The 15,189-nt window shown below is 73.9% G+C and carries 16 protein-coding genes; 8 read left to right on the top strand and 8 right to left on the bottom strand.

Annotated features, from left to right (window positions below):
* Window positions 1-85 precede the first annotated feature (85 nt).
* Window positions 86-982, bottom strand: coding sequence for an ROK family protein (locus AB0M80_RS34600; RefSeq protein WP_364573369.1), 897 nt, complete (start codon window positions 980-982; stop codon window positions 86-88).
* 193 nt (window positions 983-1,175) lie between these two features.
* Between AB0M80_RS34600 and AB0M80_RS34595 the strand changes: the two genes are divergently transcribed.
* Together AB0M80_RS34595 and AB0M80_RS34590 are read left to right on the top strand one after the other, a co-directional pair.
* Entirely contained in the window at window positions 1,176-1,385 is a 210-nt protein-coding gene (locus tag AB0M80_RS34595) for a CbtB-domain containing protein (RefSeq protein ID WP_020640414.1), read from the top strand.
* Window positions 1,386-1,404: 19 nt separating this feature from the next.
* Window positions 1,405-2,148: a CbtA family protein gene (locus AB0M80_RS34590; protein ID WP_364573363.1), complete on the top strand. Its 744-nt coding sequence runs from the start codon at window positions 1,405-1,407 to the stop codon at window positions 2,146-2,148.
* A 289-nt stretch (window positions 2,149-2,437) separates the two neighbouring features.
* On the opposite strand, the gene AB0M80_RS34585 is transcribed toward AB0M80_RS34590, so the two are convergent.
* A complete protein-coding gene (locus AB0M80_RS34585; RefSeq protein ID WP_364573361.1) occupies window positions 2,438-3,919 on the bottom strand; it encodes a cobyric acid synthase in 1,482 nt (493 codons plus the stop codon).
* The gene (locus AB0M80_RS34580) at window positions 3,916-4,839 is read right to left on the bottom strand and encodes a cobalamin biosynthesis protein (protein WP_364573359.1); all 924 of its coding nucleotides are present in this window, start codon (window positions 4,837-4,839) and stop codon (window positions 3,916-3,918) included. The genes AB0M80_RS34585 and AB0M80_RS34580 overlap by 4 nt, the downstream gene beginning before the upstream one ends.
* Before the next feature lie 35 nt (window positions 4,840-4,874).
* Here AB0M80_RS34580 and AB0M80_RS34575 point away from each other — a divergent pair, with 35 nt between their 5' ends.
* Genes AB0M80_RS34575 through AB0M80_RS34555 form a run of 5 tightly spaced genes read left to right on the top strand, consistent with a single transcriptional unit; the run spans window position 4,875 to window position 8,531 of the window.
* Window positions 4,875-5,516 (top strand): bifunctional adenosylcobinamide kinase/adenosylcobinamide-phosphate guanylyltransferase, encoded by a 642-nt coding sequence (locus AB0M80_RS34575; RefSeq protein ID WP_364573357.1) that lies wholly within the window; start codon window positions 4,875-4,877, stop codon window positions 5,514-5,516.
* A 13-nt stretch (window positions 5,517-5,529) separates the two neighbouring features.
* Window positions 5,530-6,543, top strand: a complete 1,014-nt coding sequence (gene cobT, locus AB0M80_RS34570; protein ID WP_364573355.1) for a nicotinate-nucleotide--dimethylbenzimidazole phosphoribosyltransferase — start codon at window positions 5,530-5,532, stop codon at window positions 6,541-6,543.
* Window positions 6,540-7,286: an adenosylcobinamide-GDP ribazoletransferase gene (locus tag AB0M80_RS34565; protein WP_364573353.1), complete on the top strand. Its 747-nt coding sequence runs from the start codon at window positions 6,540-6,542 to the stop codon at window positions 7,284-7,286. Before cobT ends, AB0M80_RS34565 begins: the two co-directional genes overlap by 4 nt.
* A 54-nt stretch (window positions 7,287-7,340) precedes the next feature.
* Window positions 7,341-7,796, top strand: coding sequence for a hypothetical protein (locus AB0M80_RS34560; protein ID WP_364573351.1), 456 nt, complete (start codon window positions 7,341-7,343; stop codon window positions 7,794-7,796).
* Between the two features lie 36 nt (window positions 7,797-7,832).
* On the top strand, window positions 7,833-8,531 hold the full coding sequence (locus AB0M80_RS34555) for a YafY family protein (RefSeq protein WP_364573349.1): 699 nt from the start codon (window positions 7,833-7,835) through the stop codon (window positions 8,529-8,531).
* Here AB0M80_RS34555 and AB0M80_RS34550 read toward each other — a convergent pair.
* The 5 genes from AB0M80_RS34550 to AB0M80_RS34530 all read right to left on the bottom strand — a co-directional run bounded on the left by AB0M80_RS34550 (window position 8,515) and on the right by AB0M80_RS34530 (window position 13,863).
* On the bottom strand, window positions 8,515-8,880 hold the full coding sequence (locus AB0M80_RS34550; protein ID WP_364573347.1) for a VOC family protein: 366 nt from the start codon (window positions 8,878-8,880) through the stop codon (window positions 8,515-8,517). The two genes, AB0M80_RS34555 and AB0M80_RS34550, sit on opposite strands and share 17 nt — an antisense overlap.
* Before the next feature lie 82 nt (window positions 8,881-8,962).
* Entirely contained in the window at window positions 8,963-9,979 is a 1,017-nt protein-coding gene (gene cobC, locus AB0M80_RS34545; RefSeq protein WP_364573345.1) for an Rv2231c family pyridoxal phosphate-dependent protein CobC, read from the bottom strand.
* Window positions 9,972-11,291 carry a cobyrinate a,c-diamide synthase gene (locus AB0M80_RS34540; protein ID WP_364573344.1) on the bottom strand — a complete coding sequence of 440 codons (1,320 nt, stop codon included), beginning with the start codon at window positions 11,289-11,291 and terminating at the stop codon, window positions 9,972-9,974. The genes cobC and AB0M80_RS34540 overlap by 8 nt, the downstream gene beginning before the upstream one ends.
* Before the next feature lie 5 nt (window positions 11,292-11,296).
* Window positions 11,297-11,911 carry a cob(I)yrinic acid a,c-diamide adenosyltransferase gene (gene cobO / locus AB0M80_RS34535; RefSeq protein ID WP_364573343.1) on the bottom strand — a complete coding sequence of 205 codons (615 nt, stop codon included), beginning with the start codon at window positions 11,909-11,911 and terminating at the stop codon, window positions 11,297-11,299.
* Complete coding sequence (locus AB0M80_RS34530; protein WP_364573341.1) at window positions 11,911-13,863, bottom strand: putative cobaltochelatase; 1,953 nt, start codon at window positions 13,861-13,863, stop codon at window positions 11,911-11,913. The genes cobO and AB0M80_RS34530 overlap by 1 nt, the downstream gene beginning before the upstream one ends.
* 67 nt (window positions 13,864-13,930) lie before the next feature.
* On the opposite strand from AB0M80_RS34530, the gene cbiE reads away from it, so the two are divergent.
* Window positions 13,931-15,115 carry a precorrin-6y C5,15-methyltransferase (decarboxylating) subunit CbiE gene (gene cbiE / locus AB0M80_RS34525; RefSeq protein ID WP_364573339.1) on the top strand — a complete coding sequence of 395 codons (1,185 nt, stop codon included), beginning with the start codon at window positions 13,931-13,933 and terminating at the stop codon, window positions 15,113-15,115.
* Window positions 15,116-15,189: the final 74 nt, after the last annotated feature.

Raw genomic sequence — 15,189 nt, 5'->3', positions numbered from 1 at the left:
AGGCCGACATATCCCGGTAAGGACCCGGAGTCAGTCAGGCGTCGGGTCAGACCCCGCCGGGAGGTGCTCCCCAACATCATCTCTGTCAGGCGTCGAGCAGGTCGAACGCCAGCAGCCCCGCGCCCAGCCGCCCGGCTTCGTCGCCCAGCTCGGCGATCCGCAGCTCCGGCAGCTTCTGGAACGTCAGGTGCGCGGCCAGCCACTCCCGCACCGGCTCCAGCACGTAGTCGGCCGCCGTGAACAGGCCGCCGCCCAGCACGATCACCTCCGGGCCCAGCAGGGTCAGCAGCGTCCGGATCCCGTGGCCGAGCCCGTCGAGCGCGTCCTGGACCACCGCGACCGCGACCTCGTCACCGCGGCGGGCCAGCTCCACCACCTCGCGGGCGCCGTCGGCCGGGCGGCCGGTGCGCTCGGTGTAGCGGCGGGCGATCGCGGCCGCCGACGAGATCGCCTCCAGGCAGCCCGTCGCGCCGCAGCCGCACCGGCCCGGGTGACCCACGTCGATGTGCCCGACCTCGCCGGCCTGCCCGTGCGCGCGGTGGATCCGGCCGTCGAGCAGCAGTGCGGCCGCGATGCCGGTGCCGACCGGGATGAACGCCGCGTTCGTCGCGCCCCGGCCCGCCCCCACCCGGAACTCGGCGACGCCGCCCGCGGTGACGTCGTGGCCGAAAGCCACCGGCAGCCCCAGCCGATCTTCCAGGAGCTCACCGAAGTGGACTTCACGCCAGTCGAGGTTGGCCGAGAAGTGGCAGACGCGGGTCTGCTCGTCGACGATCCCCGGCACCACCACGCCGACCGCCGCCGGCCGTCCGGTGCCCGCCTGCTCCGCCAGCGCGGCCACGATGTCCGCGACCTGCGCGGCCAGCGCCGTCCCGTCCGCGCCGCGGGCCGTCTCCGCGCGCAGCGCCGCCTTCGGCTGAAGCTGCTCGTCGAGCAACGCCGCCTTGATCGTCGTACCGCCCACGTCGAGGGCCGCCACCATTCGAGTCACCGCGGCATTGTCACATTGACGCAGCCCGAACGGCGGACCTACGCTCAACCGGCCAGACGACGGATTCCGGAACGCGGTGCAAGTCCGCGCGGTCGCGCCACTGTGACCCCCGCCAGGGGGAAGCCAGACCCGGACCGTCGTGACCGACCCCGATGAGGCCGCGAAAGCCCGAGGAGGCCACGCCATGACCCAGACGGCAGTTCCCGCCGTTCCGCTCCCGATCCGCATCCCGATCCGTGAGATCGTGCCGTGGGCGGTGTTCGTGGTGCTCCTCGCCCTGATCGCGCTCTACTTCGTGAGCGCCGAGCAGGGCGCCACCGCGGTGTTCGCGAACTCCTACGTCCACGAGTTCGTGCACGACGGCCGGCACCTGCTGGCCTTCCCCTGCCACTGATCGGCGGGCACGCACTCCCATGATGAAGACCTTGCTGGTCCGCGGCATGCTCGCGGGCCTGATCGCCGGCGTGCTCGCGTTCGGGTTCGCCTACGCCTTCGGTGAGCCGTCGGTGAACACCGCCATCGGGCTCGAGGAGTCCGGCGGTCACTCGCACGCCCACTCCCACGACGCTCCCGCCCCTGCCCAAGAAGAACTCGTCCCCCGGGACATCCAGAGCACCCTCGGGCTGCTGACCGGCGTGCTCGTCTACGGCGTCGCGATCGGCGGGCTGCTCTCGCTGGCCTTCGCGTTCGCCCAGGGCCGGCTCGGCTCGCTGCGTCCGCGCGTGACGGCGCTGCTGCTCACCGCGGGCGCGTTCACCGTGGTGTTCCTGGTGCCGTTCCTGAAGTACCCGGCCAACCCGCCCGCGGTGGGCCAGCCGGGCACGATCGGCTCGCGGACGGAGCTGTACTTCGGCTTCGTCGCGGTCTCCCTGCTCGCCGGTATCCTCGCCACGGTGTTCGGCCGCAAGCTCGCGGACCGCCTGGGTGCGTGGAACGGTTTCCTGCTCGCCGCGGCGGGCTACCTGGCCGTGATCGGCGTGGTGGCCTGGCTGCTACCGGTGGTCGACGAGGTCCCGGCGACCTTCCCGGCCTCGACGCTGTGGAGCTTCCGGACGGCGTCGGTCGGCACCCAGGTGACGCTGTGGCTGGCGCTCGGCCTGGCGTTCGGCGCGTTCGCGGAGAAGGCGGTGCACCGGCGCAGCGCCGTCGCCGCCTGAGACGAATCGTCAGCCCGCCGACCGGTTCGTCCCTTTAGGCTCTCCCAGGGGAGTCTCGAGGGGGAAACATGACCGAGCCCGAGTCGGCCGCGCCCGCCAAGCGGGACAATCTCGCGGTCGCGTCCTTGATCACCGGAGTGCTGGGGTTCTTCGGGATCACGGCGTTGCTCAGGGATGATCTTCGGCATCGTCGCGCTGGTCCGGATCCACCGGACCGGGCGGCCGGGGCACGCACCGCCACGTGCGGAGTCCAGGCACGCTCCGGCCGGCTCACCGGCCCCTGGCCCGGCTAGGGCGCGCCGGGCGGGACGAACGGCAGGTCCGGCGGCGCGCCCCGCTCCAGCAGCGTCCGCAGCACCCCCGTGTCCAGGTGCTCGCCGACGGCGTCCGCCAGCTTGTCCAGCATTTCCTCGCGCAGCTCGCCGAAGCCGGGGGCGTCCGGTGCCGGGGTCCAGGCGGCGCCCGCCTGCGCCGCCGCTTCGGTGAGCCACGCGCGGCGGAAGGCGTCGTTCTCGAACGCGCCGTGCCACATCGTGCCCCAGACCGCTCCGGTGCGCAGACCGTCCAGGAAGGACTCCGCCGGCGTCGTGGTGGTCACCGTGCCGTGGTGGATTTCGTAGGCGTCCACCCGGTGGCCTCGCCAGGTCCCCGACGGCCGGGCGAGCACCTTCTCCGCGGCGAACGTCACCCGCGCGGGAAGCAGGCCGAGGCCCGCCACCCGGCCCGCCCCGGATTCGAACTCGTCCACAATGGACTCGGCGAGCATCTGGTAGCCGCCGCAGATGCCGAGCACCGGCCGCCCGGCCGCCGCCCGGGCCGCCACCGCGGTGTCCAGACCGCGGTCCCGCAGCCAGGCCAGGTCGCCCACCGTCGCGCGCGATCCGGGCAGCACCACGACGTCCGCCGCCGCGACCACGTCGGGGTCGGCGGTCAGCGTCACGGTGACCCCGGGTTCGGCGGCCAGGGCGTCGACGTCGGTGGCGTTGGACGCGCGCGGGAACCGGACGACCGCCACGGTGAGGCCGCGGTGGTGCGCTTCCCGGCGCCAGCCCGCCGCGGCGAGGGCGTCCTCCGAGTCGATCCACACCCGGTCGAGCCACGGCAGCACGCCCAGCACCGGCCGCCCGGTGACCTTCTCGAGGCTGTCCAAGCCGGGCCGCAGCAGCCCGACGTCGCCGCGGAACTTGTTGACCACCCAGCCCGCGACCAGCGCCTGGTCCTCCGCCGAGAGCAGCGCGAGGGTGCCGAACATCGCCGCCAGCACGCCGCCGCGGTCGATGTCGCCGACGACCAGCACCGGCAGCCCGAACCGCCGCGCGAGCCCCATGTTGACGTAGTCGCCGCCGCGCAGGTTGATCTCCGCCGGGCTGCCGGCGCCTTCGCAAACGACGACGTCGTAGCGCGCGCTGAGGTCCTGGAAGGCACCGAAGGCGATCTCGGCCAGCCCGGCCCGCCCGGTGGCGTACTCCCCCGCTTCGAGGGTGCCGAACGGCTTCCCGAGCGCGACGACGTGGCTGCGCCGGTCACTGCCCGGCTTGAGCAGCACCGGGTTCATCGCCGCCTCGGGCTCGGCACCCGCGGCGCGCGCCTGCACCCACTGGGCGCGGCCGATCTCGGCGCCGTCGGCGCACACCATCGAGTTGTTGGACATGTTCTGCGCCTTGAAGGGCGCCACCCGCACGCCCCGGCGCGCCAGCCAGCGGCAGATTCCGGCCGTGACCAGGCTCTTCCCGGCATCCGACGTCGTCCCGGCGACGAGCAGGCCGCTCATCGGGCCACCGCCGCGGCCAGCGCGACCGCGGCCGCTCCCACCCGGCGCGACAAGCGCACCGCCCGCCTCAGGTCCACCGGTTCGGGATCGCGGCCTTCGCCGAGCCGGGCCCGGCTCTCCACCTCGCCGCCGTAGCTGTTCGTCCCGCCGAGCCGGATGTCCAGCGCGCCCGCGAACGCGGCCTCCACCTGGCCCGCGTTCGGGCTCGGGTGCCGGCCGCCGTCACGGCGCCACACCCGCCAGGACTCCCGCGCCCGGCCGCCCGCGCACAACGCCGTGAGCGCGGCCCCGATGCGCGACGGCACCAGGTTGACGACGTCGTCGGCGCGAGCCGCGGCCCAGCCGAAGCGGCGGTAGCGCGGCGAGCGGTAGCCGACCATCGCGTCGAGCGTGTTGAGCGCGCGGTAGCCCAGCAGGCCCGGCATCCCGGCGACGGCGCCCCAGAACAGCGGCGCGACCACGGCGTCGGAGGTGTTCTCGGCGATCGACTCCGTGGCCGCGCGGGTCAACTCGGCAGTGTCGAGCGTCGTCGCGTCGCGCGCGCAGAGGTGCGAGAGCCTCTGACGTGCTTCGGGCACTTCGCCCGCTTCCAGCAGCCGGACCATTTCGGTGCCTTCGGCGGCGAGCCCGCGTCCGCCGAGCACTATCCACGTACAGACAGCCGTGGCCGCGAAGCGCGCGAAAGGACGTCGCCGGGTCGCCGTCTGAAGCGCGACCCCGAGTCCTACGGCACCGAAGGTGCACAGCCCGGCGTACACGGCTCCGCGCGGCTTCGAATCCGCCCACAGGCGGTGCTCGAGGCGGGCCGCGGCGGTACCGAACAGGGCAACCGGATGCCCCTGTCGGGGGTCACCGAACAGAGCGTCGGTTACATATCCGGTCACGAGTCCGGCCGCGGTTGTCCCTAGACGGAGTGGCACGTGGCGCACGGTAGCGCGTGCACCAGAATGCGGGTATGACTGTGCCCACTGCCGCCTCCGCGGGGAAACGTACCTCGGCGGGGCTGACCCACCGGCTCGCCGGGTACCTAGAAACCCTGGCTCGCACCCTCCGCCGGTACGGGCACGACGAAGGCAAGGTGCTGGTGCTCGGCGGCGTCCGCTCGGGGAAGTCACGGCACGCCGAGCGGCTCGTCGCCCACCACCCGCACCTCGTCTACGTCGCGCCCGGCCTGCCCGCGGGTGAAGACGACCCCGAATGGGCCGCGCGGGTGGCCGCGCACCAGGCGCGGCGGCCGGCGAACTGGAAGACCGTCGAGACCACCGACCTGGCCGGGATCCTGCGCTCGGCGACCGAGCCGCTGCTGATCGACTGCCTCGGCACCTGGCTCTCCCGCGTGCTGGACGACGTCGGCGCGTGGCGGCAGAAGCCGGGCTGGGAGCACCGCCTCGACGAGCGGCTCGAGGACTTCCTGGCCGCGTGGGCCGCGGCGCGGGTGCCGGTGGTCGCGGTCAGCAACGAAGTCGGCAGCGGTGTGGTGCCCGCAACGTCGTCCGGGCGGCTGTTCCGTGATGTGCTGGGCGCACTCAACAACCGGGTGTCCGCCGACGCCGACCGGGTCGTGCTGGTCGTCGCGGGCCGGCCGCTCGACCTGTAGCCAGGAGGCGCCCGTGTTCGACGTACCCGTGCCCGACCCCGCCGCCCGCACCGCCGCGCTGGAGCGGCTCGACGGCCTGGTCAAGCCGCTCGGCGCGCTGGGCAGGCTGGAGGAGATCGCCGCCTGGCTCGCCGCGGCGCACGGATGCGTGCCACCGCGCCCGCTGGACGACGTCCGGGTGGTCGTCTTCGCGGGCGACCACGGCGTGTCCGCGCTCTCGGCGTACCCGCGCGAGGTGACCGCGGCGATGGTGCGGGTGTTCCTGGCCGGGAAGAGCGGCGTCAACGTGCTGGCCGCCCAGGTCGGAGCCCGGGTGCGGGTCGCCGACCTCGGCGTCGACTGGGACGGCGCGGACGTGCCGGCGTCCGTCACGGCGCACAAGATCCGCCGCGGTTCGGGCTCGATCGACGTCGAGGACGCGTTGCTGCCGGGCGAAGCACAGGCTGCGTTCGAAGCGGGCCGGGCGATCGCGCTCGAGGAGCGCGAGGCGGACGTGCTGATCCCGGGCGACATGGGGATCGGCAACACGGCGGTGTGCGCGGCACTGGTCGCGGCATCGCTGGGCCTCCCGGCGGCGGAGGTGGTCGGCACCGGGACCGGAGTCGACGCGGCGGGCCTGGAGCGGAAGACGGCGGCGGTCGCGGCGGCCTTGGCCCGGACGGCGGGCCGCACGGAGGACCCGTTCGAGCGCTTGACGGCGTTGGGCAGCGCCTGCGCCGCGGCGACGGCGGGCTTCCTGGTCCAGGCGGCCGTGCTGAGGATTCCGGTGCTGCTGGACGGGGTCTTTTCGGGCGCGGCGGCGTTGGTGGCGCGGGACATCGCGCCGGGAGCGGAGCAGTGGTGGCTGGCCGGCCACCGCTCCACGGAGCCCTCGCAGGCGTTCGCGTTGAAGGCGTTGGGGTTGGAGCCGATCCTGGACTTCGGGCTGCGCCTCGGCGAAGGCAGCGGCGCGGTGCAGGCGGTGCCGACGCTGCGGGCGGCGCGGGCCATCCTGGCCGACATGGGCTTGCTGGCCGACCTGGCATGAGCCGCTGGGGTGATGCCGCGCGGATGGCCGTCGGCACGCTGACCACCGTGCCCGTCCCCGCGCCGCGCATCATCGACCGGCGGGTTGCGGGTCGCGCCATGCTCCTGGCCCCCCTTGCGGCCCTCCCGCTGGCCGCCGCGGCCGGGGTGATCGTCTGGCTGGGTTCCGCCGCCGGGCTGCCCGCGCTCGCCACCGCGGCTCTCGCCCTCGGTGCCGTCGCGCTCGGCAGCCGGGGCCTGCACCTCGACGGGCTCGCCGACACCGCCGACGGCCTCGGCGCCTCCTACGACCGCGCCAAGGCCCTCGACGTCATGCGCCGCGGCGACTCCGGCCCCACCGGCGTCGCGACCCTCGTGCTCGTCCTGCTCGTGCAGGCCGGCGCGCTCACCGGCGTGCACAGCGGGATCGCCGCCGCCGCCGCGATCCTCGTCGGCCGGTGCACGCTGTCGATGGCGTGCGCGCGGGGCGTTCCGCCGGCGCGGCCGGAGGGGCTCGGCGCCACCGTTGCGGGATCCGTGCCGCGCACCGCCGCGATCGCGGTCGGGGTGGCCGCCGCCGGGCTCGCCACGCTGCTCCCCGGCCTGCCGTGGTGGCGCGGGCTGCTGGCGGTGGCCCTCGCCTACGCCACCGCCGCCGCCCTCCTGCGGAGGTGCACCCGGCGGCTCGGCGGCATCACCGGCGACACCCTCGGCGCCGGGGTCGAAGCCGCCGTCGCGGCCGCCCTCCTCGCGCTGGCAACCTAGGCGGCCGTCCGGCGTGTACCAAGGTGAAGGAGTCACCATCGAAGGAGACCTCCGATGACCGAGGACCGTCGCGCCGTCCACGCCCTCGCCGACACCGTGGACGTCCGGCCCGCGCCCCCGCGACGGCCGGCCACCGCACCGCTGATGGCCGCCGCCGCGACGGTGCTCGTGGCCGGCGTGATCGTCGTCGTTTCGGCCACCCCGCCCGAGCCGGAGCCCACGCCCGCCGCCCCGCCCGCCCCCTCCCCCACCCCGGTGACCCTGCCGAACTTCGCGCTCCTGACGCACTGCGGTGTCGACGAGACGAAGATCGGTACCACGTTCTACGAGGCCGAAACGCCGCTGATCGGCCCGGCGCGCAGCGCGCCCTCCGGCTGGGACAATCCGTACCAACCGGGCACGATGACGCTCGGCCCACCGGACTCCGCGGTGTTCCGCGACCAGCTCGGCCACGAGGTCCGGTTCCACGTGCGGCCCGGTGCGAAGGAGTTCAAGCAGCTCTGCGATTAGCCCAGATTGTCGTACCTCCTCCCTAGAGTGATCCGCGTGAACCGGACCGACCGTCTCTACGCCCTCGTCGAAGAACTGCGCGCCGTCGCGCCGCGGCCACGCAGCGCGCGCTGGCTCGCGGGCCGGTTCGAGGTCAGCGTCCGCACCATCGAACGGGACATCAGCGCCCTGCAGCAGTCCGGCACGCCGATCTACGCCGAGCCCGGCCGCACCGGCGGCTACTGCCTCGACAAGGCCTACACGCTGCCGCCGGTCAACCTGACACCCGGCGAGGCCGTCGCCATGGCGCTCGCGCTGAAACACCTGGAAGGCACCCCCTTCCGCGCGGAAGCGGGCTCGGCCCTGCGCAAGCTCGTCGCGGCGATGCACCGGGACGACGCCGCCGCGGCCCAGGAGCTGGCCGCCCGCGTTCACATCCTCAGCCCGGCTTCGCCGCCACCGATGCCCCGCAAGATCGCCGACGCGCTCGACGCCGGCCGCGTCCTGCGCATCGGGTACGCCGACCGCGAAGGCGCCGTGACGCAGCGCGAGATCGAACCGGTGGCCTACGTCGGCAAACCGACCCACTGGTACCTCGTGGCGTGGTGCCGGCTGCGCGACCAGATCCGCGTCTTCCGCACCGATCGGATCACGGCGGTGACCGTCACGGCCGAGGTGCCCACGTTCCGTCGGCTGCGGCGCGAGGACCTCGACATCCCGTACGGCGACGTCGAGCAGCTCAGCTTGGCGGGGTGAACACCGAGAAGTGGTTGCCCGCCGGATCGAGCAGGTGCGCGAACGTCACCCCGACGGGGTTGACCGCCGGCGGCCGCTGCACCCGGCCACCGGCCGCCTCGGCCCGCTTGCAGGCGGCTTCGACGTCCTCGACGAGCACGGTGAAGACCGCGTAATCCGGCATTTCCCCCTTCGTCGCGAAGAGCCCACCTCGTGAACCGCCGGTCTCGATGACGCGGTAGGCCGCGTCGGTGCTGGCCGACTCGTCCTGCACGATCTTCCAGCCGAACACGTCACCGTAGAACTGTTCGGCGGCCGCCGGGTCCGCGGCGCCGATCTCGAACCAGGCGACGTCGTTGAATCGGGGCATGTCGTTCCTTTCGCTGCCGAGCCGGGTGTTTCCCGGTCTCCGCCCACTCTCGGCGACGGCCGCGACAACCCCCTGTCGGTGTTTAGCGAACTTTGCGCAAGGTGGCCAGGAACGCGTCCGTCGTCGCGCGGTCGCGGACCGCGAGCCGCAGGTGGTCCGGCCCCAGCCCCGGGAACGTGTCCCCCCGCCGCACCGCGTAACCCGCTTCCCTCAGCCGCTCGCGCAGCGCCGTCCCGCCCGGAACGCGAACCAGCACGAACGGCGCACGCGGATCACCCAGCACAGCGACCCCCTCCGCGGCCAGGCCCGACACCAGGTACTCCCGGTCGGTCTCCGCCGCCACCGCCAGTTTTTCCGCTTCCTCCAAAGCGGACGGACGGCAGCACGCCACCGTCGCCACCGCGGCCAACGTGGACACCGACCACGGCACCTGCACCGCCCGCAGCCGCGCGACGACGGCCGGCTCGGCGAGCACGTACCCCGCCCGCAACCCGGCCAGGCCCCACGTCTTCGTCAGGCTGCGCAGGACGACGACGCCCGCGTGCCCGGAAGCCAGGCTCTCGACCTCGCCGGGGACCGCGTCGAGGAACGCCTCGTCCACGACCAGGAGCCGGCCGGGCCGGGCCAGCGCCAGCAGCGAAGCAGCCGGGTGCAGCACCGAGGTCGGGTTCGTCGGGTTGCCGACGAACACGAGATCCGCACCGGAAGGCACCTGGGCCGGGTCGAGCGCGAATCCGTCCTCTTCGGACAGGATCACCCGCTCGACCGCGTGCCCCGCGGCGCGCAGCGCGGCCTCCGGCTCGGTGAACTGCGGGTGCACGACCACCGCGCGGCGCGGCCGGACAGCCGAGGCCAGCAGGGTGAAAGCTTCGGCAGCGCCGGCCGTCACCAGGACTTCGGACTCCGGACGGCCGTGGCGCACGGCCACCGCGCGCACCGCATCCACGGTAGACGGATAGGTGGCCAGCGAGTCCAAGGCGGACGCCAGTTCCTGCCGCAGCCACGAAGGGGGCCGTGGCAACCGGACGTTCACCGCGAGGTCGACCAGCCCCGGCCCGACCTCGCGGTCGCCGTGGTGGTGCAGGTCGTAATCAGCCATACGCCCGTACCCGCGCGGCGAACCGCCGGGCCAGTTCCGGATACCCGGCCCAGTGGACGTGCAGGTAGGACGCGTGCAGCGTCGGCGACGCGAAGCCGTCCAGCTGCCGGTCCCAGCCCCAGGCGGCCGAGGGGCCGTGCGACGGCGTCACCTCGGTGCGGTGGAACTCGTGCCCGGTGACGCGCTGACCGGCCGGCGCCAGCAGGTTGTCCTCGACGGCGACCGCGCGCCGGTAGCCCAGCTTGCCGCGGGCGGTCATCTTGGCGTCCGCGGGCACCGCGCCGACCATCGGCACGCCGTCCAGCGACTGGCACAGGTACAGCAGCCCCGCGCACTCGGCGCTCACCGGCATCCCGCGCTCGACCGCGGACGCCACTTCGGCGCGCAACGCCGTGTTCGCCGACAGCTCGGCCGCGTGCACCTCGGGGAACCCACCGCCGAAGTACAGGCCGGCGCACCCCTCGGGCAGGGCACGATCCCGCAACGGGTCGATGTCCACGACCTCGACCCCGCACGCGGCCAGCAGCTCGATGTTCTCGGTGTAGCGGAACGTGAACGCCGGTCCACCGGCGGCCGCGACCGTCACCGGTGGACCGTCCACACCGGAGGGTTCCCAGGCCGGCGCCGAAAGGCGGGAAGCCCCCGACGCGATCCGGACGATCGCCTCGAGGTCGACGCCGTCGGTCACCCACGCGGCCAGCGAAGGCAGCACGCGCTGGGCCTCCGCGGCCCGTTCGGCCGCCGGGACGAGCCCGAGGTGCCGGCTCGGCGCGTGGATCTCTTCGTTGCGGTACAAGGCGCCCAGCAGCGGGACGCCGGTGGCTTCGAGGGCGGAGGCGATCTCGTCGAGGTGCCGCTGCGAACCGAGCTTGTTGAGGATGACGCCGGCGAGCCGCACGCGGTTGTCGAAGTGGGCGAACCCCAGGACCGTCGCGGCGACGCTGCGCGAAGCCGCCGAAGCGTCGACGACCAGGACCACGGGCGCGTCCAGGAGCCGGGCCACGTGCGCGGTCGACGCGTAGCCCTCGGTGCCCAGCGCGCCGTCGAACAGGCCCATCACGCCTTCGATGACGGCGATGCCGGCACCGCGGGAACCGTGCCGCAGCAGGGGAACCAGCCGGTCCTCGCCCTGGAGGAACGGGTCGAGGTTGCGCGCCGGCCGTCCGGTGGCGAGGGCGTGGTAACCCGGGTCGATGAAGTCCGGCCCGACCTTGTGCCCCGACACCCGGTGCCCGGCCGCGCGCAGCGCCGCCATCAGCCCGGCGGCGATCGTGGTCTTGCCGTGCCCGGAGCCGGGCGCGGCGATGACCACGCGCGCTACCACTCGATCCCCCGCTGGCCCTTCTGGCCGCTGTCCATCGGGTGCTTGACCTTGGTCATCTCGGCGACCAGATCGGCGGCCTCGACGAGTTCCGGCGGCGCGTACCGGCCGGTGATGACGACGTGCTGGTGCCCCGGCCGGGCGACCAAAGTGGACACGACATCGTCCACGTCGAGCCAGCCCCACTTGAGCAGGTACGAAAACTCGTCGAGGACGTAGAAGCCGTGCGTCTCGGCGGCGAGCCGGCGCTTGATCTCCGCCCAGCCTTCACGCGCGTTCTCCGCGTGGTCGTCCTCGGTGCCGGACTTGCGCGCCCAGCTCCACCCCTCGCCCATCTTGTGCCACTCGACCGGGCCGCCCTGGCCGGTGTCGTCGTGCAGCTTCCCCAGCGCACGGAACGCCGCTTCCTCGCCGACGCGCCACTTCGCCGACTTGACGAACTGGAACACGCCGATCGACCAGCCCTGGTTCCAGGCCCGCAGCGCCATCCCGAACGCGGCCGTCGACTTGCCCTTCATCTCGCCGGTGTGCACGGCGAGCAGTGGCCGGTTGCGGCGCTGGCGCGTGCTCAGGCCGTCTGCCGGCACCACCGAAGGTTTTCCCTGTGGCATCAGGCGGCCCTTCCGGTCCGGGCGCGGACGGCGCCGGCCAACGATTCAGCCGCGACCTCACCCAGCGGCACGTGCTCGGCGCCGAGGTGGGCGGCGAGGTCGGCGGCCAGCCCGAGCCGCATCTTGCCGCTCTCGCAATCCATCACGATCGTCGTGACGCCGGCCAGGAGCCCGGCCGCGGTCCGGGCGCGGGCGACGGCGTCCGGGCCACTGGTCGCGCGCCCGTCGGTGACGACGACGAGCAGCGGGCGGCGGCGGGGATCGCGGATCTCCTCGACACGCAGCACCCGCGCCGCCTCCAGGAGTCCCTCGGCCAGTGGGGTCCGGCCGCCGGTCGGCAGGCCTTCGAGGCGGGACGCGGCCGCCTCGACGCTGATCGTCGGCGGCAGCGCGAGTTCGGCGGTGTCGCCGCGGAAAGTCACCAGCCCGACCTTGTCGCGGCGCTGGTAGGCGTCGAGCAGCAGCGACAGGACCGCGGACTTGACCTCGCGCATCCGCGTCTTCGCCCCCATCGAGCCGGACGCGTCCACGCAGAACAGCACGAGGTTGCCTTCGCGGCCTTCCCGCAACGCGAACCGCAGGTCTTCCGGGCGCAGCTCGAGCCGGGCGCCGGCGCGGCCGCGGGCTCTTTGGTGCGGGGCCGCGGCTTTCACGGTCGCGACCAGGTGCGGCCGCCCTTCACGGACACTCGCGGGCTGGACACCGATGGTCCGGCCGCTGTCGGTGATCGCGCGCGACCGGCGTCCACGCTCGCCTTCGCCCATGCCCTTGACGCGGAAAACGCGCGCCTTGAACGTCTCACCGGCGCCGACGGTCTTCTGCTGCCCGCCGCCCTGGCTCGGCTGGGGCCGGCCCTGCGGGGCGTCGTCACCACCCTGCGGTACGGAGGAGTCCTCCGGCGGCGCCGAGCCCGGGCCCGGGCCGTCGTCCTCGGGTCCCGGATCCGGCTGGGCGTCCTGAAGGGCCTGCTCCAGCTGCTCTTCCGAGATGCCGGGGGCGTCGAACGGGTTGCGGCGGCGCCGGTGCGGCAGCGCCAGCCGCGCGGCCACGCGGACGTCGTCGGTGGTCACCTCGTCGCGGCCGGCCCACGCCGCGTGCGCGACCGCCGTGCGCGCGGTGACGATGTCCGCGCGCATGCCGTCGACCTCGAACGACGCACAGACCTCGGCGATCTGGCGGAGGGCGTCGTCGGGCAGTTTCACCGCCGGCAAAAGCCGTTGCGCCGCTTCGATGTCCGCGGCCAGCCGGGCGTCTTCTTCGGCGTACTGCGCGGCGAAGGCGTCCGGATCGGCTTCGTAGGCCAGGCGGCGCCGGACGACCTCGACACGCTGTTCCGGGTCACGGCTGGAGGCGACCTCGACGGTCAGCCCGAACCGGTCCAGCAGCTGCGGCCGCAGCTCGCCCTCTTCGGGGTTCATGGTGCCGATCAACACGAACCGCGCCGCGTGCGACACCGAGACGCCTTCGCGCTCCACGGTCGCGCGGCCCATCGCGGCGGCGTCCAGGAGGGTGTCGACGAGGTGGTCGTGCAGCAGGTTGACCTCGTCGACGTAGAGCAGGCCGCGGTGCGCGGCGGCCAGGAGACCCGGCTGGAAGTCCGTGACGCCTTCGGCGAGGGCGCGTTCCAGGTGCAGCGAGCCGATGACGCGGTCTTCGGCCGCGCCGACCGGGAGTTCGACCAGGCGGGCCGGCCGCCGGTGGTTCTTCGCGCCGTCGTGGGGGCCGTCCGGGCAGAGCGGGTCGGGGGCCGCGGGATCGCAGGAGAACCGGCAGCCGTCGACGACGTCGACGCCCGGCAGCAGGCCCGCGAGCGCGCGGACCATGGTCGACTTCGCGGTGCCCTTTTCGCCGCGCACCAGCACCCCGCCGACGGCGGGCGAGATCGACGAGAGGACCAGCGCCAGGCGCAGGTCGGGCAGCCCGACGACGGCGGTGAACGGGTACGGCTTCAACAGCGCTCCTCCACTCGGCGACCGGCCGATCATCGCACAGCGCCCGCCTCGCTTAGGGTGGGAAATCGTGCGCGAAGAATCACGTCGATCCGCTGCGGAGGAGGGCTCCGCGACCCACCTCACCGTGGTCGGGATCGGGGCCGACGGCTGGCCCGGCCTGTCGGAACGGGCGAAGGCCGCCGTGCTCGCCGCCGACGTCGTGCTCGGGGCGCCGCGGCAGCTGGGCTACCTGCCCGACGGGGTCCCGGCTGAGCCCTGGCCGACGCCGTTGCTGCCCGGGCTGGACGCGGTCATCGCCGAGCACGAAGGCGCGCAGATCTGCGTCCTGGCCAGCGGCGATCCGTTTTTGTCGGGGGTGGGTGCCACACTGGTGGCCCATGGATACGAGGTCGAAGCGCTGCCCGCGCTCTCCTCGGTGACACTGGCCCGGGCACGGCTGGGCTGGTCCGCCGAAGAGACCGAGGTGGTCACCATCGTCGGCCGGTCGTCGGCCCGCGTCGCCCGGGTACTGGCGCCGCGCCGGCGAGTGCTCGTCCTGGGTGCCGACGCGCCCGCTCTGCGCTCCCTGCTCACCGTGCGGGGTTACGGCGAGAGTGAGCTGATCGCGTTGGAGAACCTGGGCGGGCCCGACGAGCGCGTCTCCGACGGCTGGGCCGGCGATCCCGGGCCGCTGACGGTGTTCGCGCTGGAGTGCGCGGGTCCGGCGTTGCCGCTGATCGGCATCCCGGACGACGTGTACGCCCACGACGGGCAGCTGACCAAGCGCGACCTGCGGGTGTCGGCGCTCGCCCGCCTCGCGCCGAGTCCCGGCGAGCTGTTGTGGGACGTCGGCGCGGGCGCGGGCAGCGTCGGCATCGAATGGTCGCGGTTGAACGGGCTGAACCGCGCTATCGCGATCGAGCGGTCCGCGGAACGGGCCGAACGGATCGGACGGAACGCATTGGACCTGGGAGTACCGGAACTGGAGGTGGTGACAGGCGAAGCACCGGAGGCGCTGAGCGCGCTGCCCGCACCGGACGCGGTCTTCATCGGAGGCGGCGTGACGGCGCCGGGCGTACTGGACGCGTGCGTGGCCACCGGCGCGCGCGTGGTGGCGCACGGGGTGACGCTGGAGGCCGAGCAGGTCCTGGCCCGTGCGTACGAGGAGCACGGAGGGGAACTGCTGAGGATCGGCGTGGAGCGGGCTGCACCGCTGGGCGGGTTCTCGGGGTGGGTCCCGGCGCGGGTCGTCACGCAGTGGAGCAGCCGGTGACCGCCACCGCGATACGGACCCGCCGCCGGCAGCCGCGCGCCGGCAACGCCGCAGGCACGCACCCGACCCCGTGG

This window comes from Amycolatopsis sp. NPDC051045 (assembly GCF_040682955.1).
In the GTDB taxonomy this organism is placed as follows: domain Bacteria; phylum Actinomycetota; class Actinomycetes; order Mycobacteriales; family Pseudonocardiaceae; genus Amycolatopsis.
Note: the sequence above shows the minus strand (reverse complement) of the source record. Positions and strands in the feature narration are given on the sequence as shown.

Excerpts from the sequence above, each read along its gene's own strand:
- AB0M80_RS34600 (WP_364573369.1), bottom strand. The coding sequence starts at position 982 with ATGGTGGCGGCCCTCGACGTGGGCGGTACGACGATCAAGGCGGCGTTG.
- AB0M80_RS34595 (WP_020640414.1), top strand. The coding sequence starts at position 1,176 with ATGACCCAGACGGCAGTTCCCGCCGTTCCGCTCCCGATCCGCATCCCG.
- AB0M80_RS34590 (WP_364573363.1), top strand. The coding sequence starts at position 1,405 with ATGATGAAGACCTTGCTGGTCCGCGGCATGCTCGCGGGCCTGATCGCC.
- AB0M80_RS34585 (WP_364573361.1), bottom strand. The coding sequence starts at position 3,919 with ATGAGCGGCCTGCTCGTCGCCGGGACGACGTCGGATGCCGGGAAGAGC.
- AB0M80_RS34575 (WP_364573357.1), top strand. The coding sequence starts at position 4,875 with ATGACTGTGCCCACTGCCGCCTCCGCGGGGAAACGTACCTCGGCGGGG.
- AB0M80_RS34565 (WP_364573353.1), top strand. The coding sequence starts at position 6,540 with ATGAGCCGCTGGGGTGATGCCGCGCGGATGGCCGTCGGCACGCTGACC.
- AB0M80_RS34560 (WP_364573351.1), top strand. The coding sequence starts at position 7,341 with ATGACCGAGGACCGTCGCGCCGTCCACGCCCTCGCCGACACCGTGGAC.
- AB0M80_RS34550 (WP_364573347.1), bottom strand. The coding sequence starts at position 8,880 with ATGCCCCGATTCAACGACGTCGCCTGGTTCGAGATCGGCGCCGCGGAC.
- cobC (WP_364573345.1), bottom strand. The coding sequence starts at position 9,979 with ATGGCTGATTACGACCTGCACCACCACGGCGACCGCGAGGTCGGGCCG.
- cobO (WP_364573343.1), bottom strand. The coding sequence starts at position 11,911 with ATGCCACAGGGAAAACCTTCGGTGGTGCCGGCAGACGGCCTGAGCACG.